This window comes from Lysinibacillus sp. NPDC058147 (assembly GCF_042884205.1).
Lineage (GTDB): Bacteria > Bacillota > Bacilli > Bacillales_A > Planococcaceae > Lysinibacillus.
This window is the reverse complement of sequence record NZ_JBHVUJ010000005.1, coordinates 249645-275703: the sequence shown is the minus strand read 5'-3', so window position 1 is coordinate 275703 and position 26059 is coordinate 249645. Positions and strand designations below refer to the sequence as shown.

Genomic DNA, 26059 nt, shown 5'->3' with positions numbered 1-26059 from the left:
CGTTCTAAAAGCGTTTTATCTACTATTGCTGAAAGAATCTTTGCCCATAATCTATCATAATGTTTCGTAAAAATTCTGGAAGAATATATTTTTTCTTAGCATATTTAAAGCTTGGATAAAAATAACCGAACGTAAACAAATCAAGTGTTACTAATTTATAAATGCGATCGTTATCTGCAAGCCTACCATTAATAAGTAATTGACGATCTTCATTCATTGAAAAGCCATAAGTTAGCATCTTCCCAAAGATAACGCCTCTAAACCCCAATCCCTTAAGCTCAATATAGGGCCATTCTTCATTTTTAGATTGCTGATAAATTTCTTTCATTTCAGCAACTGATAATTCAATCGTACATAAATTTATAGGGTGTGGGAAAATTCTATGCAAATCTAGCGCAGTCACTGTTCCCTTAGGTAAACCATCTAAAAAAATCCCCGCGTTAAATAACGCACAATCCGCTCCACTTTTCTCTAAAATGGCCCGTGCGAACAAACCGGATAATTGTGAATAATGGAACCATTCCTTATTGTACGATTTTTCCGTAGTGAATACTGGAACATCAAGTAATTGTTTGCCTTCTTTTTCTAAAGACTGCACGATTTCATGTTCATTTTTAACCGTAGGCAAATCTTTATTATGAATTAAAGTATCCTTTTTTTCAACAATTTTCCTAGATTTTTCATCATATTCTAACAAAAGATGGCCAGTATATTGTCCAAATTTCCCTCCACCAGTTAATAAAACGCCATTAATTAGCTTTCCGTTCGGAAGAACATGGTGTGTATGTGAACCGAATATAACATCTATTTCTGGGCATTCCTCAGCTAAAAGCTCATCCTCTGTTATTCCTAAATGAGACAAACAAACAATAATATCTACTTCTTTACGAAGCTGATAGGCTAAGCGAATAAGTGTGCTTCGCGCTACATCTATATCCCAATTTAATTCCTTATAATAAATTTCAAACATAGCAGTTGCTGCAATAACCGCAATCTTTGTACCATAAGCAGTCGTTAACACAACATACGGCTTCATCCACGCTGGATTTGTTCCATGTGAAGCATTTACATTGGCAACTACTACGTCAAAAGCTGCTTCATCATATAGATGGTACAGCTCCTCATGGGACAATGTTATCCCTTCATTATTACCAATTGTCACTACGTCGTAGCCAGCTTCATTCAATAACTTTACATTGCCCTTACCTACAGTTGCTTCTGTATATATATTTGAACGATCTAAATGATCGCCGACATCAAATAAATAGCTTGTTTCTCCTATGCTTGTTAGCTTAGAACGCATTTCTTTCACATAGCTTTGCATTCGTGGCCAATACTTAAAATGACTGTGCAAATCATTCGTATGAAAAATATGAATTTTTTCCAGCAATTAAGCCACCTCTTCTTCAAAATAGCTTCTATGTCTGTAGAAGACTTGTTATCAAAGTCCCTTCACTTTTTGGATCTTTAGACATCTAAAATCAATATTACAATAAACCTTCAATAATAGAACGAATTCCTAATAATAATAAAATAACTCGAAGTGCTACTACAAGAGTATCTGATTTAATTCTTTTATTTAATGCTGCCCCCAACTTTGCTCCAATATAAGCTCCTGGAATAACAGGAATCGTATAGAGCCATGGCACATGCCCTAAATAAATATGACTTGCTGAATTAACAATCGACGATAAAAATACCATGAACATCGATGTTGCCACTGCAACGTGTGGTGGGAATAAAAATAAAATAATCATGGCAGGCACGATCATCGAGCCTCCACCGATTCCAAATAATCCAGAGGCAAAGCCAATGGCAAATGTTAAAGTAATGGCAAACCAAATGGGATACCCATATACAAAGGTATTTCCTTCTTTATCTTTAAATTCCAGTTTCATACCGTTTTTTACAAACCATTCTACAGGTTTCAACCGATCACGTACAAGTAATATCGTCGCCAAAATGATTAGTAAAATACCAAAATACAAATTAAAAGATGGTAAATCTAGTCCCTTATTTACCCATGCGCCCAGCATTGTACCCGGAATACTTCCTATAAAAAATATCCAACCGCTTTTATAATCAACTGTTTTAGATTTCATATAGCTTAACGTAGAAGCAAGTCCAGTAAAAATCATCATGACAACAGATAAACCAACTACTTTTTGAGGAGTGATATCTGGAATCATTCCTAAATTTAATCCAACGTATAATGTTGCTGGGACTAAAATAATTCCTCCACCAAGCCCAACTAATGAGCCAATTAATCCAGATAATAATGCAATAATGACTAAAACAAAAAATTCCATTATAGTTCCCCTTCAAATATGTTTAATTGTTTGGGTGCTAATCCTGCATCTTTAATCGCTAAAATCCCTTGTAACTCCTTTGCGTTTTTCGCAGCATGAAGTCCTGAATTATTATTAAATAATACATACAGATCCTGCACTTCTGATTGGAGATGTTTTAAATGCTGTCCAAGCTGCTGCAATTCTTCACGATTGTAATCATATAAAAAGCGAACCTTCCGCCAGTTCTCGGCATTACCAGTATTGCGCCACCCATGAATGTTACGTCCATGAATACGTACAAGTGCCTTAGTCGCAGTAACAGTAGGATAAAATGGTACGGAACCTACGCCAGCCTGTGGTTCATCACAAATTGTATGAATGAATTGATGTTCTCGTAAAAAATCCATGGTTTGCTGCACGACATTGTCCGCATACCATGTTCGATTGCGAAACTCAATCGCAACGTCAAAGCCCTTGAGCTGTTGTCTAATATACAAAAGATATTGTACATTTTTTGCCTGACAATCAAACCACGGTGGAAATTGTGCTAGTACCATCGCCAGCTTCCCATGACGTTTAAATTCATTGGCACATTCGATAAAGGCATTAAACATGTCATTCTTCGATTCATACGGTATGTCGCCACGTAAATGACCAGTCATTCCCTGATAGGCCTTCACAACAAAACGAAAATTTCCAGGCGTATCCTCACACCATTTCCGTACATTTTCTTTAGAAGGTATTGCATAAAAAGAAGTATCAACTTCGACCGTTAAAAAATGACCTGTATAATCGAATAATTTGTCCTTTGAGGCAGTCACTTCACTATAAAGCGAAGGATGATCACCCCAACCAGTTAATCCAACTATAATCATGTGACTCCCTCCTCTATGTACATTTATCATAGCACACACTTTCTAATGAAATATGAACATATCGTAAAAAAACACACTCATAATTTAGGTCGGCAAAGATAGATGTTACCATTATTTCCTTATATGATAAAGTAAAGAATTTTCATCAAAAGTTAAGGTTGTATTTATTAAAACGCATGTCCTGTAAATAAGTTGATTGGAGTGGAGACTGGACGCCCCCAGGAAGCTTTGCTCTGTGCGAAAGCGTAGCGACAGCTACAACAAATGTTTTCTGCGCGAAAGCGAAGCGTCAGCGATAAAAGCGCTCAGTCGGAACGGAAATCAACTCCTCGTTTTGATGATGTGTGAAAATGCGAAAGGATAGTGAACTAAATGATTACTGAGCTACAGCAAAATGAATTTCACAGGTGTAAAGAGCTGCTGAATGAGCAAGGTCAATTAGAAGCAAACGCAGTCGTAGAGGGAGTTAATCCTGGACGAATATTTGTGGATAATATCGACACATCACGGACAGCACTTATTTGGTTAGGCAACAACGATGGATTTTTATTTATAGGGGATGAAGATAATGAACAATTTAATCATCAAATAAATGGTTTTATTGATCAGGTAATTGTACCAGAAGCAGAAAAAGTAGGGTTGCATTACTTCGAAGGCCTTGGTAATCATCAAAAGTGGAATCAAACAATTGAAAAAATATTTAATCATCGTGAACTTTGTAGTTGGAAGCAAAGAGTATATAAGCTTCATAAAGAAAACTATAAAGCAAATTATGAGCCAGATATTAAAGAAGGCTATACTGTTTTAAAAATCGATAATACTCTGTTTGAAGATAACACCATTAAAAACCCCACATTTTTACAGTCTAAAATATTATCGTTTTGGTCTTCAGTTGAGTGTTTCTTGAATAAAGGAGTTGGGTACTGTGTCGTTTACGATCATCACATTGTTAGTCTTTGTTTTTCAGGCTTTGTTGTTGAAAATGTCCACTGTATAGATATTGAAACTTTAGAAGCTTACCGAGGAAATAAATTAGCTCAAAAGTTAGCTCACCATTTTGTAATAGATTGCTTAGCGCAAGGTTTGGTTCCATATTGGGATTGTATGGACTCAAACAAACCATCTATCGCTGTAGCAGAAAATATAGGCTTTACTAATGTTTTAAACTATGTAGGATACGAGTTTTCATTTAACTAATAAGGTGAAACCCCATTAAGTGAATCATGTCCACTTAATAGGGTTTCATTGTAGTTAGATTTTAATTAATAAAACTTCACTACATCTTCAAAAGGTAAAGAAGTTTTTTCTCCTGGTTGTTCATTTGGCTCACCGAATGGCATTTGAGCTACTAGGCTCCATTCTGCAGGAATATTCCAAGTTTCTTTAACTTCCTCGTCAATAATAGGATTATAGTGTTGCAGAGATGCGCCGATTCCTTCAGTAGTTAAAGACATCCATGTTGCGTACTGAAGCATTGCATTTCCTTGATGTGACCAGAATGGGAATTGCTCTTTATATGAAGGCGCATTTTCTTGCATTTGTTTGATCGTTGCTTGGTTTTCAAAGAATAAGATTGTACCTACACCATCTTTAAATCCTTGTAAGCGCTCTTCAGTCGCTGCAAAATTTTCTGCCGGAACACGTGCACGCAATGTTTCTTTGACAATATCCCAAAACTTTTCGTGTTCATTATCCATTAAAACTACTACACGTCCACTTTGCATATTAAATGATGATGGCGCCTGTACACTAATTTTTAATAACTCTTCAATTTTTTCTTTTGTAATCGCTGCGTTCTTTTTCACTTTACGGATTGAGCGACGATTAATAATTGCATCTTTTAAATTTGTTGTAGTTACTGACATTTGTATTTCCTCCAAATTTTAATCAAATTTATATACATAGACTTTTACATGTAGCTTCATGCTATACACTACTGTTTAAATCTAAAACTACCTATTTTTTTAATTGCTGATCGATGACTTGCGCTATTCTTTCTTTACTAGCCAATCCTTGGATCATCTCATCACCAATAATTAATGTAGGAACAGCACTAATATTCGCTTCTTCATAAGCATGTTTTAAAGCTTTTTGATGAGCTTCGCGATATTTACCTGAAAGCAAGGCTTCTTTGAATTCTTCTTTTGGTAGACCTACCTCATTCGCTAATTGAGTTAATACGTCTACATCCTCAATATTTTGTTCTTCTTGGAAAAACGCTGTGAAAACTCTATGATGAAATTCATTTCCTTTTCCATGTACTTTAGCGAATTGATATCCCTCAAAAGCTAAATTCGTATAAGGATGTGGAGATACTCGTGGTAATCGCATATCAATCCCTAGCTTTTTGGCCGTAGGGAGAATATAGGAATCCCATGATCCTAATTTAGCAGGCTCTTTCCAAGGATCAATTTTTGGATATGGTTTAGGTCTTAATTCAAATGGCATCCACTCTATTTCAATATCCTTTTCCTTTGCAATTTCATCTAATGGTCCTTTTCCTAAAAAACAGAAAGGACAAATAAAATCTGAATATGCTTTTATTTTAAGAGTCACCTAATAACACCTTCCTTTTTCTTTTAGTTGTAACCATTATAGTTACAACAAAGTCAAATAAATATGCATTCTGCGAAAAGAAAAGAATGCATTTATTTTGATTGTTGAATTTCATGGATTAAAGATGTAATCACTTGTTCCATAGTAATGTTAGCTAATACTCGCTCCATCGCTTCTTGTGCTTGCACTAAAATTAGCTCTAACACAGCCTGTATATTTGCACCTATAGGACAATCAGGATTTGGATTTTCATGTAGATGAAATAACTTATCTTCTTCTACAACTTCAACTGAACGAAAAACCTCTAACAAAGTGATAGCATCTAGATCTTCGACTAAAGAAGCTCCACCTGTCCCCCGGCGCACTTGCACGATACCTGCCTTTTTAAGATAGGACAGTATTTTTCTAATCACTACTGGATTTGTATTTACGCTTTGTGCCATAAATTCTGATGTGCAAATGGTCGATGGATTTTGTTTGATGATTGATAAAATATGGACAGCGATTGTAAAACGACTGCTAATTTTAATCTTCATCACCTCCAGCTGTAACCATTATAGTTACAACAGAAAAATAAGTCAACTGTTTTATGAAAAATACAATTAGATCTATATTTTTCACATGCTATTTTGTAGCTACATACCTTCTAAAAACTAAATTCGACTGTATGCTGGTCCTCCTTCCATAAGAGGATCTACACGTTTACAAACACTTAAAGTTGATTTTGCAGCTTCAATTATTATTTCCGTAAGTTATATTAAATTGTGAACAAAGTAAAGAGTGTATAGTATTATAAAAGTAAAGTTTCCAAAACATCACTTTATCTGACACTTTTTGCAGAAATAATAAAATTCGAAAATTTTGAGTTTACCTATAGTCTTTTATTTAAAAAAGAAAAAAGTGGGGATGCGAATGTACATGGACATTTTTATCGGGGTAATTATTTTCTTTCTAATCTTTTTTGTCGCACTATGGATATTACCACTGAAGTATCAAAAAATTGAATGGATTGAAACGAACGCACAGATTATCGAAAGTGATTTTTCACACCGAACAGTTGGCCATGAGATTTCATATGCAAAAGGAGAATCAAAGCGTAAAGTAAAGTTGACAGTAAAATTTACGTCATTAAAAAATAAATCAATCACTGTCACAAGCAAAGTATGGACATATACGAAAAATCGTTCTTTTTTTGAAAAAGGACAATGGGTGACGATTCTTTATAATAAAAAGAAGCCTCAACAGTTTAAACTCAAATATAAAATATAGAAGGTATTACCGGGCTAAACAAATGGTAAATAATTCTTTTTTAATTAGTTGAATCATCTTAAAATGCCCAAGCGGTTTTTGCAGAATAGAGTGTACTTGTAATAACTGTGAATATAACAGCTAATCTTAATTCAGTAAAAATCCACTTTTGTATTAACTTTTCTTCTTATTACTTAAGATTAAAGGATTTAGACACAATGAAATGAAGCAAGGGAGTTTGGGGACATTCCTATAGTGGGAAGTAAAAGTATTTCAATATTTTAAAGTAAAATTTACCTAACAGCATAGGACCTATTGAAAGATATTCAAAGTCGTTACTACCACTCTATTCAATTTATTGGCCCATTTTCATTACTAACTCTTGTCCCATAGAAAAAACACCTTCACATTGGTTTCATAAGGTGTAATACCGTTTTCCAACGAAAGGTGTTTATTTATCTTAGATTTCTAGGTTAGTACGTTGCTGCGTTTGACATGCCTACCTCATTGCTTCTCAGGCAGGAATTGTGGTTAGAAATGAGCGGAAAGAAAGTCAGTTAAACTTACTTTTCAATATTTTGATTTAATTGGTCTAATAATTTCAACTTTAAATTAGGATATATTTTATTATACATTTTCTTTTCTATTAATTTATGTGCAATTACGATAGAAGCAAATATAAAAGCGTACAGAATAAAGGCCCATGGATACGCTAAGAACCAATCAAGTATATTTTTAAAGATATCCTCGCGTCCTATTATTTTTAACTTTCCTAAAATCATATAAACAATAAAGACAACGATTGGTAATGCAATAACACCTGACATAATGTTTAAAGACCGTTTTTTATTCCGAGCTTCGATAAAAGTAGGTTCGTTTAAATATTCGCTAACCTCCACTGCTTGTTTTTCAAAAGTATCTTCACTTCTAATAGGTAAGTTGTAATCATTAATTATTTTGTGAAGTTGTTTAAGTTCTTCCGCGCTAGAATAAATTTCAAGCATCGTTTTTCCGTAATTCAGATTCCTCACTTCTTTCTCGCTTAAAATATTTAGTATATTGTACCATAAATGAAGGATTTTCTCTATTTGTAGGTTATTATTTGTAATATTTATCCAAATTAAAAACCAGAGAAAAAAGATGATTCTACTTCAAATATCGGAGTGAAGGCACAACATGAAACTTCCCAATCGTTTAGTTTATAAATACTAAAAAATAAATAGTTAAAACCCCAAGCGAGTAATTTGTTTCTACAATCGCAATGGATTACATTTTTCAACGAAATTTGTTTTATTTGTTCACTTAGTTAACGATGCTCCTTTTTATTTAAATACTAAAATCTTGGTGAATTAACATCCAACCTAGGCAACACAAGAAATGACTTTGCACAACTACCTATACATAAAGCATAAGATAAGTTGATGGATCAATTATGCCTCGGCATAATTGCGTCCGGAATCGGCTTTGTGCTTAGGCCTGCAGATATTTTTTGTGCGAAAGCGTAGTGCAAACGCAGCGACAGCAACAAATGTTTTTTGTACCGAAAGCGTAGCGACAGGTACAGATGTTTGGACACTCGCTGAAAGCAGTTAAACAAAAGGAGGACAATGATGTATCCAAATCAATACTATTATCATTATGCTCCACAGCATAATAGTACTTATCCTATGCTAAATGATGCTCAACTTGTAAATGATATTCAGAAGGCAATTAATACTGAGTATAGTGCCGTTGCTTGTTATGAAAAGTTAGCTAAGATGGCACCTACTGAGGATGAAAAGAATAAAATACTCGAGATTCAAAAGGATGAACTACGCCATCTCGAGGAATTTAGCAAAATATATACGAATTTAACAGGAAGAAAGCCTTCTTATCAAATAATTGAGGAATGCCCAGACAACTTTAGGGCCGGAATCGAATTTGCTTTTAAAGATGAACAAGAAGCTGTTGATTCTTATTTAGATATAACAGATAAAGCAAATGATCCATTTATTAAAGAAAGATTTCGACGTGCGGCAGCGGACGAGCAAAATCATGCTGTGTGGTTTTTATTTTTTTTTCAAAAAGCCCCGAGATAACACCTATAAATAAGGAAACTCAAAATTACAGTCATCAAGATCCATTACAGCCTTCTACATTTACATCTCCTCAAATGTTGGGTGAAAACTTAACTCAGTCTATTTTTGATCATTTTCTAGGAAACTTTAACTTATTTAATAATACATTGGGGCATATAAATGCTTTATTTCCATTTTTCGAACGTAATTGGGCACAGTTATCTAATGACGAATCGCAGTTTTTCGTATCAAACTTAGAAAACAATAAAATAGCATATGTGGCGAGGAGTCAGAGGGAAAAAGACAATATATCTATGTACGAAACCTTTATTGCTTATAATATTCCTAATGCTGATTTTCCAACTGTTTTACCTCAACTTTTTAACGGCTCTTTGAATCATCAAAACAACAGTAGGTACTTACCTTGAACATCAAAAGAAGGAGACGATTTTAAAAGTTCGTCTCCTTCAATCTAAACGCTAAATATTACATAATTTCTTTAAATAGAGCTTGATTTTTAATTAATTTCTTTCCATAAAGACAATGCGAATATCCAATTTGGATCTCCATATCCTTGATAGCTTTGTACAGCTTCATATATTTTACCTTGATGCTCTACTTTATCACCTTTTGTGTATGCCTTAATTGGACTCCATTGCTCATAAGACGTCCCTTGCTCTTTTGTAGTCACAGTAAAAATGGAACTTTTAATAGATTCATTTCCAGCTGCATCAACTGCAGTGACCGCATACTTATAAATTGTATTTGATTGAAGATTCTTGTCCATAAAGGATGCAGTTTTCGATGTTCCAACTACAGTCATTTGTCCTACTGATGTCCCTCGATAGATAACATAATGGTCAACTGCTACATTATCCTCGGATGCACTCCACATTAAGTCCACACTTGAGGATGTTACTCCCATCGTGTGAAGTGCAGTTGGTTGCGTTGGTGCTTCTGTATCTGGAACTGCAATCATTGTCTCTACAGCTATAGACTCACTTTCTTTAGAAACATTCCCAGCTGCATCCACTGCCTTTACTGTATATGTATATTTGGTATTCGCTTTTAAATTTTTATCTATGAATGTAGTTCCCGGTACAGTTCCAACTACTTTACCATCACGGAAAACTTGATATTCTTTTACACCCACATTGTCCGTAGAAGGATTCCATTTTAGCTCAGCACTGTTTGAAGTGACTTTCGTTGCTTGTAATCCATTTGGTTGAGATGGAGCTTCCTTATCTATATCCACATTATTCACCAAATTAACATCAATTACATTATAGAAAGCATTTGCAGTATTCGCTACATCCCAAACAGCTAAAATAACGTGGTAACCACTACGATCAGTTGGTACGTTAATTGTATGAGTTAGATTAGTTGATGCTTCAGTACCATTATGTTCAACAGTTCCAATTGGTTCAAGATCAGCACGAGTTAATGGCTTATTAGGATCCCATCCCTTTTTCGTAATATAATAGTGCCATTTACTTGTTAAATGTGATGCAGTGTACTTCCATGTAAAAGTATTTGGTCCCCCTGTAATCGTATTCTTAAACCAGCGATTTACAGATTGTTGATCTAGGATGCCATCAAACTGACCTCCTGCAGATGCAATTTTACCATCAACTGGCCCACCTTGTGGAAATCCTTTTTTTGCCTCTAAGCTCTGTGGCTCATACATAACCCTTCCACAGCTCAAGTTAAGCGCGCCATAACTTTGGCTACATAAAGCGGCACGGCTAGCCGGTTTTTCAACAAACCCATGAGCAGATGCATTTGGCGCCATTGCAATTCCCATGATTCCAGCTGCTAATATGGCAGCACTTATTCCCTTTTTACTTTTACTTAATTTTGCGAATTTAGTATTCATATAAATAGTCTCCTTATCTTTGAAAATGTATTACTACTGGTATGATAGCTATGGATTAAAAATTAAGCAAACTATGGATAAATGTGATAAAAGTCGCATTATACTGTTATGTTTTTTCGCAAAAGATATATATTAATAGCTCTAAATATAACAAATATCTTATAATAATGTGACTTTTATTCAAAAGAGCTATGTATTTTATTAAAGTGTTCATAAAATATTCAAATTAAAATTTGTCAATTTATGATCTTCTCCACAAGTTTTTATCTCGCTTAAAATAGGCTGGTAAGCTATGTAAACAACATCCGCATAAAAAATTTGTGGGCAACAAGGGGTTTTATCTTAGCGTAAAACCCTTATTTCATATTTCGCTTCTAACACTTCTGCAATATCTCTAATTCCTTCTCACTGAAATTATCACTCTTTAGTTTGTTAAAAATATTTGATTGGCTTTCCTATAGTATCTTATGTATTTTTACGCTGTCGGAATGAGGCACGAATCCGGCACAGACAGTATCACAAATAGCATCACGAGAAGAGAGAGATAGAAATTTCGTTACATCTCAAAAAATAGACAAACTAAAAGCTGAGCTTGAAAACAAACAGAAAGAAATCAAAAATTCAATGTGGATGATAGCAGGCGTTGTCATTGAAGTTGCAACATTGGTGGTAACAGTTATTCAAATATTTCTTAAATAAATACAGAAAACGTGTTACTAATTTTAGAGTCACTCAAATGAGTGGCTTTTTTATATATACTAATGACAAAATTTTTTAAGAAGTGTATGACATGGATACAATAGCAGAAACAATAAAATTTGCAGGCTTTGGAAAGAAGAAAGCAATGGTAAAACAGATTCAAATGTTTGACGATAGACTAAACAGAACAAGGCGAAACACTACTAGCGGTATTTGCATCTGTAAAAGGTACAAAACAGCTTTATGTAACTGACCTACGCATCTTATTACATGAAATCAAAGGTATCGTCTCCAATAGTTAATGAAAATGTGGTTTGTTCGGAAGTAAAAGCAAGTAACAATGAATAAACATAAAAAACCAGGTACTCTCATGAGCGCCTGGTTTATGGTGGGTGATGAATAATTTTTCCACTTGAGTTTTTAGCGTTTAATCGGCATATCCAACCTATTAATCCAGTAATTGGTTGACCATCCAAAAATATTTATGTTATTATAATATTGTAATATATTTCTATTTTAGGAGGTTTTCATTTTGAAGAAAAAATTATTTCTTATACCTGTTATCTCTCTAGGGCTGTTTGGTGGAATTACTGGCGGTGTATCAGCTAATGCACAAGAACCTATTTCTGATTTAGAATCTATTTCTGCTATAGAATCAGCGGCTGCACTAGAATCTGCTACTTATAAACAGACAACCCCTAGTTCAATGTTTGCTTTTATTAGATTAGTTTCATTTACTCCCACTGAAGATGGTACAGCAACTGTTAGTGGGTATCAAAGTGAAACCTTTAGTGGATCAATCCCATTTAAGACTATGTACAAAGTATCTGAGAACGATTTTGCTGATATCTTAGTAAAAGAATTTAATGGTAATGGCAGCGTGAATTTTAGTATACCTGTAAAAGCTGGAAAAAAATATACACTCTATGTTAACAGAACCTCAGCTGCAAACTACAAAGCAGAGTATACTGTAAATGGAAAAATTACATATCAATAAAATATAAATGAACCTAGACCAAGACGGCAATTAAGCTATCTTGGTCTATTTCATTTATTCGGTTACTATATTTGTTACTTGGGCTAACTTAGCTGTTTTTATTTTAGTTGCTCACGCTTGTGCTGCAGCCATTCCTGTAAATGTACCTGCAGAACTATCTCGGAAATTATTTAACTCAATCCACAGTTAGGGAAGTATTAGGAAGTATCGGGAAGTATTGCAAGGCAGCTGGCGTGGATTATAAAGGAACTCATTGTTTTAGACATACTCATGCAGTATTACTTTTAGAATCAGGAATACTTCTGATATCTATTTAGATATTACTGAAAAAATAAAAGAAGACGAACTAAAAAAGTTCGCCTCCAACACTAAAGATAAAATCTGAATCGGCACGTTTTCGGCACGGCCGATTTTCAATGTTCTTCCAAAACCTCTATAACCCTTATATATCAGGCGTTTCAGGTATATTACCCGATACTGCCTTCCATCTCAAACTTGATAAGACGGTTCATTTCTACTGCGTATTCCATTGGTAATTCTTTTGTGAATGGCTCGATGAAGCCCATTACGATCATTTCTGTCGCTTCTTCTTCAGAAATACCACGAGACATTAAGTAGAATAATTGTTCCTCTGATACTTTTGAAACTTTCGCTTCATGCTCTAAAGAAACATTATCATTTAAGATTTCGTTGTATGGAATTGTATCTGAAGTAGATTGGTTGTCCATGATTAACGTATCACATTCGATGTTAGCACGCGCACCACTTGCTTTAGGGCCGAAACGAACTTGACCCATATACGTTACCTTACCACCTTGTTTAGCAATCGATTTAGAAACGATTGTTGAAGATGTGTTTGGTGCCATATGAATCATTTTCGCACCTGCGTGTTGGTGTTGTCCTTTACCTGCTAATGCGATAGATAATGTCATACCACGAGCGCCTTCACCTTTAAGGATACAAGCTGGGTATTTCATTGTTAACTTAGAACCGATGTTACCGTCGATCCATTCCATCGTACCGTTTTCTTCAACAACTGTACGTTTTGTTACTAGGTTGTAAACGTTGTTTGCCCAGTTTTGAATCGTTGTATAACGGCAGTATGCATCTTTACGTACAACAATTTCTACTACTGCTGAGTGCAAAGAGTTTGTAGTGTAAACAGGAGCTGTACAACCTTCAACGTAGTGTACGTGAGCGCCTTCATCTACAATAATTAACGTACGTTCGAATTGACCCATGTTTTCAGAGTTAATACGGAAGTAAGCTTGTAATGGCGTTTCCACTTTTACACCTGGTGGTACATAGATAAATGATCCACCTGACCAAACAGCTGAGTTTAGTGCAGCGAATTTGTTGTCAGTGTAAGGAATCACTTTGCCCCAGTATTGTTTGAAAATATCTTCGTTTTCACGTAAAGCTGAGTCAGTATCTTTGAACACAATACCAAGGTCTTCAAGATCTTGTTTCATGTTGTGATATACAACCTCAGATTCGTACTGTGCAGATACACCTGCAAGGTATTTTTGCTCTGCTTCTGGAATACCTAATTTATCAAAAGTAGCTTTAATTTCATCAGGTACTTCATCCCAAGATTTTTGTGTAGCTTCTGATGGTTTTACGTAATACGTAATTTCATCAAAATCTAAATCTCCTAGGTCGCCACCCCATTGCGGCATTGGTTTTGTATAGAAAGTTTCAAGTGCTTTTAAGCGGTATTCAAGCATCCACTTTGGCTCTTGTTTCATAGTTGAAATTTCACGGACGATTTCTTCAGTTAAACCACGTTTTGAACGGAAAATTGATACGTCCTTGTCATGGAAACCGTATTTGTAATCGCCAATATCAGGCATTTTTTTAGCCATCGTTTCTCCTCCGTTCATGCATTATTGTTATTTTGTTTAAAGCTCGCAATCTTATTTTGAGTGAAAGCACACATCGTAGCTTTCACTCAAAATTAGGATTTATTTATTGCTTTACACCTTTTTCCATCGCTTTCCAAGCTAATGTCGCACATTTAATACGTGCAGGGAATTGAGAAACACCTTGTAGTGCCTCAACATCCTCAAGGTCATATTTATCGCTATAGTCTTCACCCATCATCATTTTAGAGAAAATTTCAGCAAGCTCTAACGCTTCCTCGATTTTTTTCCCTTTGATAAGCTGCGTCATCATTGACGCAGAAGACATCGAAATCGAACAGCCCTCACCGTCAAACTTCGCATCCGCCACAATACCGTCAGTCACTTTTAGCGTTAAGTGAATACGGTCTCCACAAGTCGGATTGTTCATATCGATCGTTACAGCATCTTCTTCAATAGATCCTTTATTACGAGGATTTTTATAATGATCCATAATGACTGAACGATATAGTTGATCTAAATTATTAAAAGACATCGCCAAAATACTCCTTCGCAGAACGTAACCCTGCAACAAGGCGGTCAATATCTTCCTCCGTATTATACAGATAGAAGCTTGCACGCGCTGTCGCTACTTGTTGAAGACATTTCATTAGTGGCTGTGCGCAATGATGTCCTGCACGAACAGCAATACCATTCATATCAAGAACCGTTGCTACATCATGTGGATGTACATCGTCTAAGTTAAACGTTACAAGTCCACAACGCTTCATTGGGTCACGTGGGCCGAAAATTTTAAGTCCGTCGATTGTTTCAAGCTGATCCATCGCGTAGCCTGCAAGTTTATGCTCATGCTCCGCAATGTTATCTAGCCCAATTTCAGTTAAGAAATCAATAGCGGCTCCTAAACCTACTGCACCTGCAATAATAGGAGTTCCACCTTCAAATTTCCACGGTAGTTCTTTCCACGTTGAATCATAAAGTCCAACAAAGTCAATCATTTCGCCACCAAATTCAATTGGCTCCATCTTTTCAAGGTGTTCCTTTTTACCATATAGTACACCTATTCCAGTTGGTCCGCACATTTTATGACCTGAGAACCCTAAGAAATCTACATCCAAATCTTGTACATCGATTTTCATGTGTGGTGCCGCTTGTGCACCATCTGCTACCATTACAGCACCGTTCGCATGCGCGATTTGAGCGATCTCTTTAATTGGATTAATCGTTCCAAGGACGTTTGACGCCATTGACACCGACACAATTTTTGTTTTAGGTGTAATTGTCGCACGAACCTTTTCTAAGTTAAGTGTGCCATCCGCTTCAAGTTCAATATATTTCAGCGTTGCATTTTTTTCCTTCGCTAGTTGTTGCCAAGGAATAATATTAGAGTGGTGCTCCATGTGAGTAATGACAATTTCATCACCTTCAGCAACATTAGCACGACCATAACTTGATGCTACTGTATTTAAAGCAGTTGTAGTACCGCGAGTAAAAATAATTTCTTGCGTTGATGTCGCATTAATAAAATTACGAACCTTTTCACGTGCACCCTCATACTTGTCAGTAGCACGATTTCCTAATGTATGCACACCACGGTGTACATTAGAATTATCGAATTCATAATAATGCTTCATTGCTTCTATTACTTGAATAGGTTTTTGAGAAGTTGCTGCGCTATCAAGGTAAACAAGCTTATGACCATTTACTTCCTGATTTAAAATTGGGAAATAGCTTTTAATGTCTTTATTCATCATTAGCGAACTTTCCTTTCAATAACCTCCGTCAGTTGCTTTTGTACGCCTTCGATTGGTAATTGCGTAACAACTGGCGCAAGGAATCCATGGATAACAAGGCGCTCTGCTTCTGCTTTCGAGATACCACGACTCATTAAGTAGTAAAGTTGTAGTGGATCCACTCGACCAACAGATGCTGCGTGTCCTGCTGTTACATCGTCTTCATCGATTAATAGAATTGGGTTTGCATCGCCACGAGCTTTTTCAGAAAGCATTAATACACGTGATTCTTGCTGTGCATCCGCTTTTGTCGCACCGTGTTCGATGTAGCCAATACCGTTAAAGATTGATTGTGCTGCATCTTTCATTACACCATGCTTTAAGATATGACCATTTGAGTTCTTACCCCAGTGACGAACTTCAGTAGTAAAGTTAAGTTTTTGTTCACCGCGACCAACAACTACAGTTTTAGTATCAGCATGAGAACCGTCACCGATTAAATGTGTAATGTTTTCAGAGATAGTATCTGAGTCATTCATTAAACCAAGAGCCCAATCTACTTTCGCATCACGAGCTAGTCGTGCACGACGATTTACATAAGTAGTATATCCTTTCGCAAGTACATCAACCGCACCGTAAGTAACTTGTGCATTGTCTTGAACTACTACTTCTGCAATAATATTTGCTTGACCTTTTGCTTCTTCAACAGTTGAAATATATGTTTCAACATACGTTACAGCTGAATTTGCTTCAGCTACAACTAACACGTGGTTATATAATGAAGCTTCTGCGTTATCGTTTAAGAATACTACTTGAAGCGGTTGTTCGATAATTACATTTTTAGGTACGTATACAAACACACCACCATTGACAAGTGCCGCATGAAGCGCCGTTAATTTATGCTCATCAACTTTTACAGCTTCTGTCATAAAGTACTTTTTAACAAGGTCACCATGTTCACGAACCGCTGTTAAAATATCTGTAAAAATAACACCTTTATCAGCTAGTTCTTGTGATGTTTTGATGAAAGCTGGTGTGTTATTGCGTTGAACATAAAGATTTTCTTGAGCCTCAAGATCAATTAAACCTTTTGCTTCTTCTGGTAATGCATCAAGTGAAGCGAATCCTTCACTATCAACTGTATGAGTTGGGAAATTCACAAAATCCCATTTTGTAATATTTGTTCTGTCTGGTTTTGGCAAATCTAAACCAGTTACTTTGTCTAGTGCTGCCGCGCGAAGTTCTGTAAACCAAGCCGGTTCTCCATTTGCTTCTGAGAACGAGCGCACGTCCTGTACTGTTACAGGCAAGTTAAGTTCCACTGTCATGCTAGTTCGTCCTCCCTCTTATGCTTCTTGTTCTTCAGTTTCTTCTTCGATACCTAATTCTTTTTTAATCCAGTCATAGCCTTCAGCTTCTAAACGTTGTGCTAATTCTTCGCCACCTGATTTAACAACGCGACCTTGCATCATTACGTGTACATGGTCTGGTGTAATGTAGTTAAGTAGGCGTTGGTAGTGAGTGATCATTAAGCAGCCGAAACCTTCTCCACGCATTGCATTGATTCCTTTTGAAACAACTTTAAGCGCGTCAATATCAAGACCAGAGTCAATTTCATCTAAAATTGCAAAAGTTGGTTTAATCATCATTAATTGAAGAATTTCGTTACGTTTTTTCTCACCGCCAGAGAAACCTTCATTTAAATAACGTTGTGCCATATCTTCGTGCATTTCAAGGAATTCCATGTTTTTATCTAATTCACGGATAAATTTCATTAGAGAAATTTCATCGCCCTCTTCACGGCGTGCATTGATAGCTGAACGTAAGAAGTCAGCATTTGTTACACCAGCGATTTCAGAAGGATATTGCATAGCTAGGAATAAGCCTGCTTGAGCACGCTCATCCACTTCCATTTCTAGTACATTTTCGCCATCAAGTTCTACTGTACCAGAAGTTACTTCATATTTAGGGTGACCCATGATTGCAGAAGCTAGTGTTGATTTACCAGTTCCGTTTGGTCCCATGATTGCATGAATTTCATTTGTATTAATTGTAAGGTTTACGCCTTTTAAAATCTCTTTCCCGTCGATTGCAACGTGAAGATCTTTAATAACTAAAGTTGACATGAAAATACCTCCATAGTGTGTTCAGTGAATGGTGATCCATTCCTTAATTATCATCATTCTAATCTTAACTGAAAATCGTTCTCTATGCAAACCATTTCAATTACTTTCATTTTTCTCTGAGACAATCCTTAAAAACAAAGAGTTTGTAAGCATTTTCAGATTATTGCTAATCGTTATTGACAATGAGAATCAACTTTCCTCATTTTCAATGAAATAAAACTAATTGAGAATGGATTTCATCTAGCTACATAGTGAAAACCCCGCAGAAAGTGCGAATTGTAGCGGTTTTGTGACAGAAATGTATAAATAACAATACCAATACTATAACCTTTTTTATTAGAATAGAATCAAATAAAGGAAAGAATATTGTAGATAAGATTAAGATTAAATTATAACGTGAAGTGATTTCCGTTCCAAACTTTTGGCGGGTTAGAGCATCTCCTTCAAATAAAGCTTGCTAGCCATCATTTGTTTATTGACAATCATTTTTCATCTTAAATAGTATATAATTGAGGTATAATCAATCGTATTTTTCGATTAATAGAGGTGAATATCTAGTGGAGTTACGTCAATTACGTTATTTTGTTGAAGTTGCTGAGAGGGAACACATTTCAGAAGCTGCCGAACATCTTCATGTAGCTCAATCTGCAATAAGCCGACAAATTGCTAATTTAGAAGATGAATTAGGCACACCACTTTTTGAACGTGTCGGTCGAAATGTTAAATTGACACCGATTGGAAAAATATTTCTCGAGCATACAATCACTGCTTTAAAAGCCATTGATTTTGCCGCAAAGCAAGTTGAAGAATATTTAGATCCTGCTAAAGGTACGATAAAAATCGGTTTCCCAACGAGCTTGGCTAGCTATGTATTGCCAACTGTTATTTCAGCCTTTAAGCGTGAATATCCAGATTTACAATTCCAACTCCGTCAAGGCTCTTATCGTTTTTTAATTGATGCAGTCAAAAATCGCGAGTTAAATTTAGCTTTTTTAGGCCCTCTTCCACCAAAGGACGAATCGATCCATTCAACAATATTATTTACTGAAAATATCGCCGCATTACTGCCAGCAAAACATCCATTAGCCAAAAGGGAAAGTATTCAGCTTGCCGATTTACGTAACGATTTATTTGTATTATTCCCAGATGGATACATATTACATAAAGTAGCTATGGATGCCTGCCGAGCTGCCGGCTTCTCGCCAAATGTCATCTCCGAGGGTGAAGACTTAGATGCACTAAAGGGTCTTGTCGCAGCAGGCATAGGGGTCAGCTTATTACCAGAAAGCTCACTATATGATTCGGCTGCTCGTTTCACCGTAAAGGTGCCTATTAAAGCACCTACGATTCCAAGAACGGTCGGTATTATTTCACCTGTAAACCGCGAGATTGCACCATCAGAAAAAATATTTTTAGACTTCGTGACAAATTTCTTTTCACGTCTTTCTCAATTCCAATAAAAAAATCGCCGTAGCTGGCGATTTTTTTGGCTTAAGGTGTTTCTATCTGTGAGATTGGCTGTTCTATTCGTCACTTTGCTGATTCTTTCCGTCGCTTTTGATGATTCCATCCGTGGCTTCAGCTCTTCTTTCCGTCGCTCCGGCAATCCTACCTGTCACTTCTCTGATTGTTCGTTAATCCATTGTAATGTTTTTGAGCCTAGACCTCCGGCACGCCATAAAACAACGTCATTGTAGCGTCTCTTTTGCACGTACGCTGTCCATTTTTCAAGTGTTTCCCGATCGGCGTACCAAACTTCATGCTTAACATTTTGTTCATCTAAATATGTGAAATATGCAGCACCACTTGCTTGATCGCGATATTTATCCGCTTTCGTTTCGTTTAATAATTCCTCTGCCTCTACTTCCGTTAAAGCAACCGTTTTACCTTGATTTACCCATTGGAATCCGCCAGTTGCAAAAGCAATCGCAAATTTTTGATTAGACTTCCTAATTTTTTTTATTAAGTCACTTAAAAATGAAAAGGTTGTCTTTGCACCTGGACCACTATGATATCCGTGCACATTATAAGCCATCACTGTATATTTAGGCCCATTTGGCAATTTAACATTAAACGGGAAGCTAGGCTCTAGTAGGACATGTAATGAAATATCCTTTTTCGATAGCTGTTCATAAAGTTCGTCTAAAAAATGGACGTACTTAGGGAGATCCTCTTTAGCAATCTTTTCATAATCAATTTCGATACCATTTACATTATACTGTTCAACGACCTTCATAATATTATCAATATGCTGCTGCCTTGATGACGGATTTTGTAACAATCGATGTAATAACGTACTATCCTTTTGAACTGATGGAGCGTTAGCTGTAACATAATCATTAATTAACGTGAGTATAACATGATGTGCTTCATTAAATTGTTGCTGTGTTTGTTGCAACATTTCTGTCGTCTCGTCACTTAATAATAATTGGTCCTTCTCATTAAAATAAGCACCAAAAACGCGAATGTCTTGTAAGCCCTGTTGTGTACTTTCCACATCCTCGATGGCAGATTTATTTTGCCATTCAGGTAACCAAATAGACAATTGAAGCTTACCTTTATTCTTCAACCCTTCTCTAGCCTTAACAGGTGTTTCTATACTATTACTACAAGCTGTGATAATTAGTATTGCTAGACAGATAAACAAAAAAATCTTTTTCACTTGAATTTAGTTCCCCCCGTTTTAGAAGGTTTCAATAAAGAAATCAACAACGTTATTAAATAAAGTCATTGTTTTGTACTTTACTTTATCGAAATTCGTGTATTGGTTAGTAAAAAGCGTATGATCATTAACATCTGTTATCAAAATATCTTCGATGAATGTATCATAAATATCATCTGCATACTGTTCATGCGATGTTTCTTTTTTGCTGAACAACGCACCAAATCCAATTTGAGATCCTTGAATGTCAGGATTTACTTGAATTGTCTTGGATAATACCTTATCAACATCTATCTTTATTTTATCTTTATTGACAGAAATGTTAAATACTCTTGTTTTTGTTAAGTTTCGTGGATACTCTTCTTCGTCTATTCTAGAGCCTTCTTGCGTATCCTGATAATCGTATACGGTAGCCTTATTAAAGGCATACTCTTCTTTATTCCACTTTATTTCATTTAACGGAAAATGCCCCTTCTCAACTACGCTGGATTCTGGTGATTTTTCAGAAACAACAATCTCATTATCTATTAATGCCACCCGAATATAGCTATTATTTTTTTCATCATAGTTTAAATAAATAGATTGTTGTCCAACGACATTCCCTTTAAAGGCAAAATTAATATTATATTGCTCTGGGAGAGTTTCTTTCAATAATATCCGGCCTTCACTAGAAGGTGCTGATGTTATAGTAATCTCATTATTTTGAAATTCTGCTGCACCATTCATCACTGACCATTCTTTAGCCTGTTGATGATCTCCCACTTCATATTCTACTTTTTGCTTACTAGCTTGGCTGATTTTCATCATCACATGATTGGTAGACCAATAGGGGGATACTTGTAATCTGCTTAAGTTGTACAGATCAGCATCCGCATCATTATATGCCCCTAGCTCTAAATTGAAATGCATTTTAAATATATCCTTAATTTCTTTATTATTCGCACTTTCAACTAATGAATCCATATTATTATAAAGTGAGTTGGCGTGCATAATAGCATAGGCCCTAGGAACTTCTCCTAATTCCTCCTTATAAATATCATGCATTAGCTTGTAATCTTTTTGGACACGTTTTTCCATTTCTTGTCGCGTTTCACTTGGAATCATATATTGATTGCGAATGAAGTCCATTAAATAATGATTATAATATTCGATAGTCGTTTTATTCGGCGCATTGTTTTCATCTATTACACCTAACGACTGTCCTTTATCGTTATACATATTAATATATGTTAAGCGGTACCCATTAGAGCCCAACTCCCAAAAGCCACTTTTCTTCATGAGTAATAAGTCTTTCGGCTTTAAAAATTTGTTGTCCCGTGTATCCATTTTATTGGCGTACGTAAACATGGTAGCTTTATAATTTAGATCCTCCATGATGTTTTGAGCAAATATACTAGAATCTGTACGTCCATCTTCAAATGATAAATACAACGCCTTTTCTGGTAATGTTTTGTTTTTCTGATAAAAATCTAAAATATCCTGCTGAGTAATTGTTTTATAGCCTTGACTTTCAAGCAGTTCTAGTTGTTTTCTCAAACTCTCTTTAGATACATATTTAGGAGAATCACCTCTGCTCACACCAAAATATGATAAAGCGATGAAACCATCTTTATTCACTAAAGGAACCGTTTCCTCTTCCCTTTTATCAGTTAAAAATACTATACGGATTAATAAAACAGCTAAAAATATAACGATAATCATTTGGACAATGGATCGTATTATTTTCCTTCGATTCTTTTTAGCTGAATTTATTGCAACATTTTTTCCACTCATTCCTTCTCACCCATTTTTCTAATTTTTAGAATCGAAATTCGGGATTTTCGTAATTTTTGTTTTTCTAATTTCTTTTCTTTGGCGATGATATCTTGAGGTGTCTCTCTCGTACCCCACGTTGATTTCCAAAATGTAACCCATGCAACAGGCATTTGCCACAGCAAAATAAATTCATAGAAAAGTACAAAGATAAAACCAAATGCCCACAATTTACTTTTTCTAAAGAAAAGATGGGCCAAGCTCATTAGCATTGCCATCAATAACAATCCCATTAAAAATGTAGTTGGAAAAATGCCATGCATAATTGGCACATAAACTAAATTGTAAACAACAACAATAGGGGCTGCTATTGGTACGATTAAACCGATGATAAAGAAAAGAAACATAAAAGGTTCCTTCTTCCACATAAATAAAAATGCTCGTAACGATTCGCGTAGCCATGATCGTTTCCATCTCATTTGTTGAGATAAAAAGACTTTCGTGTCTGATGGTACAATTGTAGAACATACAGCATTGTCCTGATATCCCGTTCGATGTGTTTTCAAAATATAGTTTGTCATACTACGGTCATCTCCGAATGTCGCAGGCTGTCCAAGAAATTTTTGGTTTAACCATGCTGTCTCGTTCTTCAAAATAAGCTCTTTTCGATAACATGCTAAAGGACCAGATAAACAAGTTACTGTATCAAACCAAGACTCAGCAGCTTTCATGATTCGAAAGGCTATATAATATCGAACCGTTTGCAATTTTGTCAGAGCATTTGTAAACTTATTTTCAACCTCTGTTCTTCCAGCTACACCGCCCATTTTAGGATCTTGGAAAGGCTGTACTAAATTTCGAATGGCATGAGGTTCTAAAAAACTATCAGAATCTACGAAAACAACTAAATCATGTTTAGCAAGATGCACCCCTGCCACTAAAGCCTCACGTTTCCCTCCATTTTGAGGTAGTTTATAGAAGCTTAAGCGATCCTCTGTTTTAAATCGCTCACCCTCACTATGAATAAGTTCAATCATTTCTTTTGCTTTTTCCTCAGTTCTATCTGTTGAACAATCATCCACTACAATAACCTCTAATTTGTCTACGGGATAATACTGATTAATACAGCTTAAAATTGTTCTATGAATCCATTGTTCTTCGTTAAACACTGGAATAATAATAGATACGCCTGGTTCAAACTTTGGGTTTATCGGTACATTCCTATAAAAAATACCAAATAAATATCTACTTAAAAGAAATGTTGCAGCAATAATACTATATAGATATAAGAATTTGTTAAATCTAAAATAAATGACACTTTCAGCACGCATTAACATAACGATAAGAGAAACTACCAATAGGAATAAACTTGCCATAAAGATTGATAATCCCCAGCGTTTTTTTGTCATATAGGCGTTTAAAGGCTGTAAAAATTCACATGCATAATAATATCGAGTTTCTCCATCCATTTCTTTTATAAAATGACGAACAACTTTCGCTTTTACCTTTACTCTAGATTCATAACCCTCCGGCATCGCACCACCTGGTATGGTGAATTTCATCGTTATAATTTCATCTATTAGTAAATTATTAGGATTATTTGAATAGACAAGGATACCTGTTACCGAAATATCCTCAGCGTAATGTTTGTCACTAACCTTTTTCTTAGCTTTTGTAATTTGTACTTCAAAATTGGTTTCATAGCGTAAACTTAACAGCTGTAAACGATATATTTCATTGACATCTGTAGGATCAATTTCATCTTTTTGATACGAAGCACCTCGACGATTAACGAGACTTCGTACATTTTCCGGGTCAGGAATATTAGATAAAATGCGTCGATCAGAGCGTGGTATTGTTAAAATCTCTTTTTTCTTATTCATGATTATCAATTCACTTTCTTATTTGAATCTTCTTCAATCCAAGTCGACATTTTCGCAAAACTATACCCATCTTTTTGTAGTTTTTCAATGATTAATGGCAATGCTTCAACTGTTTTTGTACCATCTAAAATATGCATAACAATTACCTTTCCTGGAGCTACTCTAGTCATCACACGATTATAAATATCTCGAGGGGTATATTCTAAATTCCAATCAAATGATGCTATATCATACATAGCAATTGATTCGACACCTGTAGCAGCAATAATTTTCGCTGACTCTTCATTAATAACACCTTTATTTGGCCTAAAATACAGCAAAGGCTCTTCCTGTATGGCATATGTTAGAGCCTGATGTGCCATAACGACATCATTTTGGAGTTCCTCCGGTGTCATTGTCGTAACATCAAGGTGATAATAGGAATGGCTTGCAACCTCATGACCTCTTTCAACAATTAATCGTGCTAATTGCGGATTCTTTTCCACACCTTTGCCAATTAAAAAAAATGTAGATTGAACATTATATTTATCAAGAACATCCAAAATTTCTTTAATTCTCTTCTCACTTGCCCAATCATCAAAAGTTAAAGAAATTTCTTTTTTAGAAGTATTTTTACGATAGTACATATTTGGTTTAACATTTTCGTAATCTGAATTCATTTTAATAGCATCATAGCCTTCAATTTCTTCTAATGATTTCACTAAATATTGTTCATCTAAAATGTCCGTTACTGTAGAGAATATATATCCTTTTTCTTCCCCTAATTGAGACAATAGTGGTACAACATCAATAATTGCAGGATTAATGTAAGTGTTTAAATGAATAACAGATCCACTGTTGATAAAGCGATGAATATAATCCACTATTTCCTCAGCACTTTGCATATTTCGATCTTTCGGATTAATGGAAGATTCTACAACTCCCTTCATATTGAGGGCTTTAGTTGCTAAACGCATATTGTCAGTTGAATCACCTGAACGACTGCGAACGTATTTTGGTGTATAACCTAGATGCTCTTCAAAAACTTGATTCGTTAAATAAATTTCTTTATAGGTTTCTTCATAATTCAATTCAGTCATTTCAGGAAATGTCAAAGTACCATTTTCCACTTCATGACCTTTAGCTAAAATGTCCTTCACTAACTCAGGATCTTGTGCCACCCGCGTACCTTCTACAAAAAATGTTGCCTTCATGTTAAATTGATCTAAAACCTTTAGTAATTTCTGCATTGTTTCTTTTTCTGCAAGTCCATTAAAGGTTAAAGCGACCTTTGGGCTAAGTATACTTACGTGACTATATGAATCACTCATTGTCCCATCATGTTCCTTTACCTCAATTGTCGAATCAACTGGTTTCACCTGATTATTTTGAGTAGACGATTGACATCCAGCTAAAAATAAAATGAATAATAGACTACATAATTTTAGTCGCCCCGTGTTCAC

General features: G+C 35.5%; 23 protein-coding genes. 6 read left to right on the top strand and 17 right to left on the bottom strand.

Translation table 11 applies throughout. From position 1 onward, the window contains the following. Nucleotides 1–22 precede the first annotated feature (22 nt). From ACFVT8_RS16820 to ACFVT8_RS16810, 3 genes are all read right to left on the bottom strand, one after another. On the bottom strand, nt 23–1390 hold the full coding sequence (locus ACFVT8_RS16820; protein WP_387083638.1) for a bifunctional metallophosphatase/5'-nucleotidase: 1368 nt from the start codon (nt 1388–1390) through the stop codon (nt 23–25). Nucleotides 1391–1487: 97 nt separating this feature from the next. Then, entirely contained in the window at nt 1488–2309 is an 822-nt protein-coding gene (locus tag ACFVT8_RS16815; protein WP_387083637.1) for a sulfite exporter TauE/SafE family protein, read from the bottom strand. Then, on the bottom strand, nt 2309–3166 hold the full coding sequence (locus tag ACFVT8_RS16810; RefSeq protein WP_387083636.1) for a DUF72 domain-containing protein: 858 nt from the start codon (nt 3164–3166) through the stop codon (nt 2309–2311). The genes ACFVT8_RS16815 and ACFVT8_RS16810 overlap by 1 nt, the downstream gene beginning before the upstream one ends. Before the next feature lie 372 nt (nt 3167–3538). Here ACFVT8_RS16810 and ACFVT8_RS16805 point away from each other — a divergent pair, with 372 nt between their 5' ends. Continuing rightward, a complete protein-coding gene (locus ACFVT8_RS16805; protein ID WP_387083635.1) occupies nt 3539–4363 on the top strand; it encodes a GNAT family N-acetyltransferase in 825 nt (274 codons plus the stop codon). 65 nt (nt 4364–4428) lie between these two features. On the opposite strand, the gene ACFVT8_RS16800 is transcribed toward ACFVT8_RS16805, so the two are convergent. From ACFVT8_RS16800 to ACFVT8_RS16790, 3 genes are all read right to left on the bottom strand, one after another. Then, nucleotides 4429–5031, bottom strand: coding sequence for a nitroreductase family protein (locus tag ACFVT8_RS16800; protein WP_387083634.1), 603 nt, complete (start codon nt 5029–5031; stop codon nt 4429–4431). A 91-nt stretch (nt 5032–5122) separates the two neighbouring features. Further along, a complete protein-coding gene (locus ACFVT8_RS16795) occupies nt 5123–5722 on the bottom strand; it encodes a DsbA family oxidoreductase (protein ID WP_387083633.1) in 600 nt (199 codons plus the stop codon). A 92-nt stretch (nt 5723–5814) separates the two neighbouring features. Next, nucleotides 5815–6252, bottom strand: a complete 438-nt coding sequence (locus ACFVT8_RS16790; protein WP_387083713.1) for an Rrf2 family transcriptional regulator — start codon at nt 6250–6252, stop codon at nt 5815–5817. Between the two features lie 388 nt (nt 6253–6640). Between ACFVT8_RS16790 and ACFVT8_RS16785 the strand changes: the two genes are divergently transcribed. Continuing rightward, nucleotides 6641–6991 carry a DUF3592 domain-containing protein gene (locus tag ACFVT8_RS16785; protein ID WP_387083632.1) on the top strand — a complete coding sequence of 117 codons (351 nt, stop codon included), beginning with the start codon at nt 6641–6643 and terminating at the stop codon, nt 6989–6991. Between the two features lie 542 nt (nt 6992–7533). On the opposite strand, the gene ACFVT8_RS16780 is transcribed toward ACFVT8_RS16785, so the two are convergent. Next, nucleotides 7534–8001, bottom strand: a complete 468-nt coding sequence (locus ACFVT8_RS16780) for a DUF6097 family protein (RefSeq protein WP_387083631.1) — start codon at nt 7999–8001, stop codon at nt 7534–7536. Nucleotides 8002–8580: 579 nt separating this feature from the next. Here ACFVT8_RS16780 and ACFVT8_RS16775 point away from each other — a divergent pair. Together ACFVT8_RS16775 and ACFVT8_RS16770 are read left to right on the top strand one after the other, a co-directional pair. Then, on the top strand, nt 8581–9048 hold the full coding sequence (locus ACFVT8_RS16775; protein ID WP_387083630.1) for a ferritin-like domain-containing protein: 468 nt from the start codon (nt 8581–8583) through the stop codon (nt 9046–9048). Next, nucleotides 9012–9455: a hypothetical protein gene (locus tag ACFVT8_RS16770; RefSeq protein WP_387083629.1), complete on the top strand. Its 444-nt coding sequence runs from the start codon at nt 9012–9014 to the stop codon at nt 9453–9455. The genes ACFVT8_RS16775 and ACFVT8_RS16770 overlap by 37 nt, the downstream gene beginning before the upstream one ends. 89 nt (nt 9456–9544) lie before the next feature. Here ACFVT8_RS16770 and ACFVT8_RS16765 read toward each other — a convergent pair whose 3' ends face one another. Beyond that, nucleotides 9545–10903 carry a lytic polysaccharide monooxygenase gene (locus ACFVT8_RS16765; RefSeq protein WP_387083628.1) on the bottom strand — a complete coding sequence of 453 codons (1359 nt, stop codon included), beginning with the start codon at nt 10901–10903 and terminating at the stop codon, nt 9545–9547. A gap of 1231 nt (nt 10904–12134) precedes the next feature. On the opposite strand from ACFVT8_RS16765, the gene ACFVT8_RS16760 reads away from it, so the two are divergent. Further along, nucleotides 12135–12599, top strand: a complete 465-nt coding sequence (locus tag ACFVT8_RS16760; RefSeq protein WP_387083627.1) for a hypothetical protein — start codon at nt 12135–12137, stop codon at nt 12597–12599. 467 nt (nt 12600–13066) lie between these two features. On the opposite strand, the gene sufB is transcribed toward ACFVT8_RS16760, so the two are convergent. The 5 genes from sufB to sufC form a co-directional block, all read right to left on the bottom strand. Next, entirely contained in the window at nt 13067–14464 is a 1398-nt protein-coding gene (gene sufB / locus ACFVT8_RS16755) for a Fe-S cluster assembly protein SufB (protein ID WP_387083626.1), read from the bottom strand. 103 nt (nt 14465–14567) lie between these two features. Next, nucleotides 14568–14996 carry a Fe-S cluster assembly sulfur transfer protein SufU gene (sufU, locus tag ACFVT8_RS16750; RefSeq protein WP_387083625.1) on the bottom strand — a complete coding sequence of 143 codons (429 nt, stop codon included), beginning with the start codon at nt 14994–14996 and terminating at the stop codon, nt 14568–14570. Then, a complete protein-coding gene (locus ACFVT8_RS16745) occupies nt 14986–16215 on the bottom strand; it encodes a cysteine desulfurase (protein ID WP_134022484.1) in 1230 nt (409 codons plus the stop codon). The genes sufU and ACFVT8_RS16745 overlap by 11 nt, the downstream gene beginning before the upstream one ends. After that, nucleotides 16215–17522 (bottom strand): Fe-S cluster assembly protein SufD, encoded by a 1308-nt coding sequence (sufD, locus tag ACFVT8_RS16740; protein ID WP_387083624.1) that lies wholly within the window; start codon nt 17520–17522, stop codon nt 16215–16217. The genes ACFVT8_RS16745 and sufD overlap by 1 nt, the downstream gene beginning before the upstream one ends. Nucleotides 17523–17540: 18 nt before the next feature. Continuing rightward, the gene (sufC, locus tag ACFVT8_RS16735; protein WP_387083623.1) at nt 17541–18320 is read right to left on the bottom strand and encodes a Fe-S cluster assembly ATPase SufC; all 780 of its coding nucleotides are present in this window, start codon (nt 18318–18320) and stop codon (nt 17541–17543) included. Between the two features lie 557 nt (nt 18321–18877). Here sufC and gltC point away from each other — a divergent pair. After that, nucleotides 18878–19780 carry a glutamate biosynthesis transcriptional regulator GltC gene (gene gltC, locus ACFVT8_RS16730; RefSeq protein WP_387083622.1) on the top strand — a complete coding sequence of 301 codons (903 nt, stop codon included), beginning with the start codon at nt 18878–18880 and terminating at the stop codon, nt 19778–19780. 155 nt (nt 19781–19935) lie between these two features. On the opposite strand, the gene ACFVT8_RS16725 is transcribed toward gltC, so the two are convergent. Genes ACFVT8_RS16725 through ACFVT8_RS16710 form a run of 4 tightly spaced genes read right to left on the bottom strand, consistent with a single transcriptional unit; the run spans nt 19936 to nt 26059 of the window. After that, the gene (locus ACFVT8_RS16725; RefSeq protein WP_387083621.1) at nt 19936–20982 is read right to left on the bottom strand and encodes a glycosyl hydrolase family 18 protein; all 1047 of its coding nucleotides are present in this window, start codon (nt 20980–20982) and stop codon (nt 19936–19938) included. Nucleotides 20983–21003: 21 nt separating this feature from the next. Next, nucleotides 21004–22755, bottom strand: a complete 1752-nt coding sequence (locus tag ACFVT8_RS16720; protein ID WP_387083620.1) for a polysaccharide deacetylase family protein — start codon at nt 22753–22755, stop codon at nt 21004–21006. Next, nucleotides 22752–24617, bottom strand: a complete 1866-nt coding sequence (locus ACFVT8_RS16715; protein WP_387083619.1) for a glycosyltransferase — start codon at nt 24615–24617, stop codon at nt 22752–22754. The genes ACFVT8_RS16720 and ACFVT8_RS16715 overlap by 4 nt, the downstream gene beginning before the upstream one ends. Nucleotides 24618–24622: 5 nt before the next feature. Next, nucleotides 24623–26059: a polysaccharide deacetylase family protein gene (locus tag ACFVT8_RS16710; protein ID WP_387083618.1), complete on the bottom strand. Its 1437-nt coding sequence runs from the start codon at nt 26057–26059 to the stop codon at nt 24623–24625.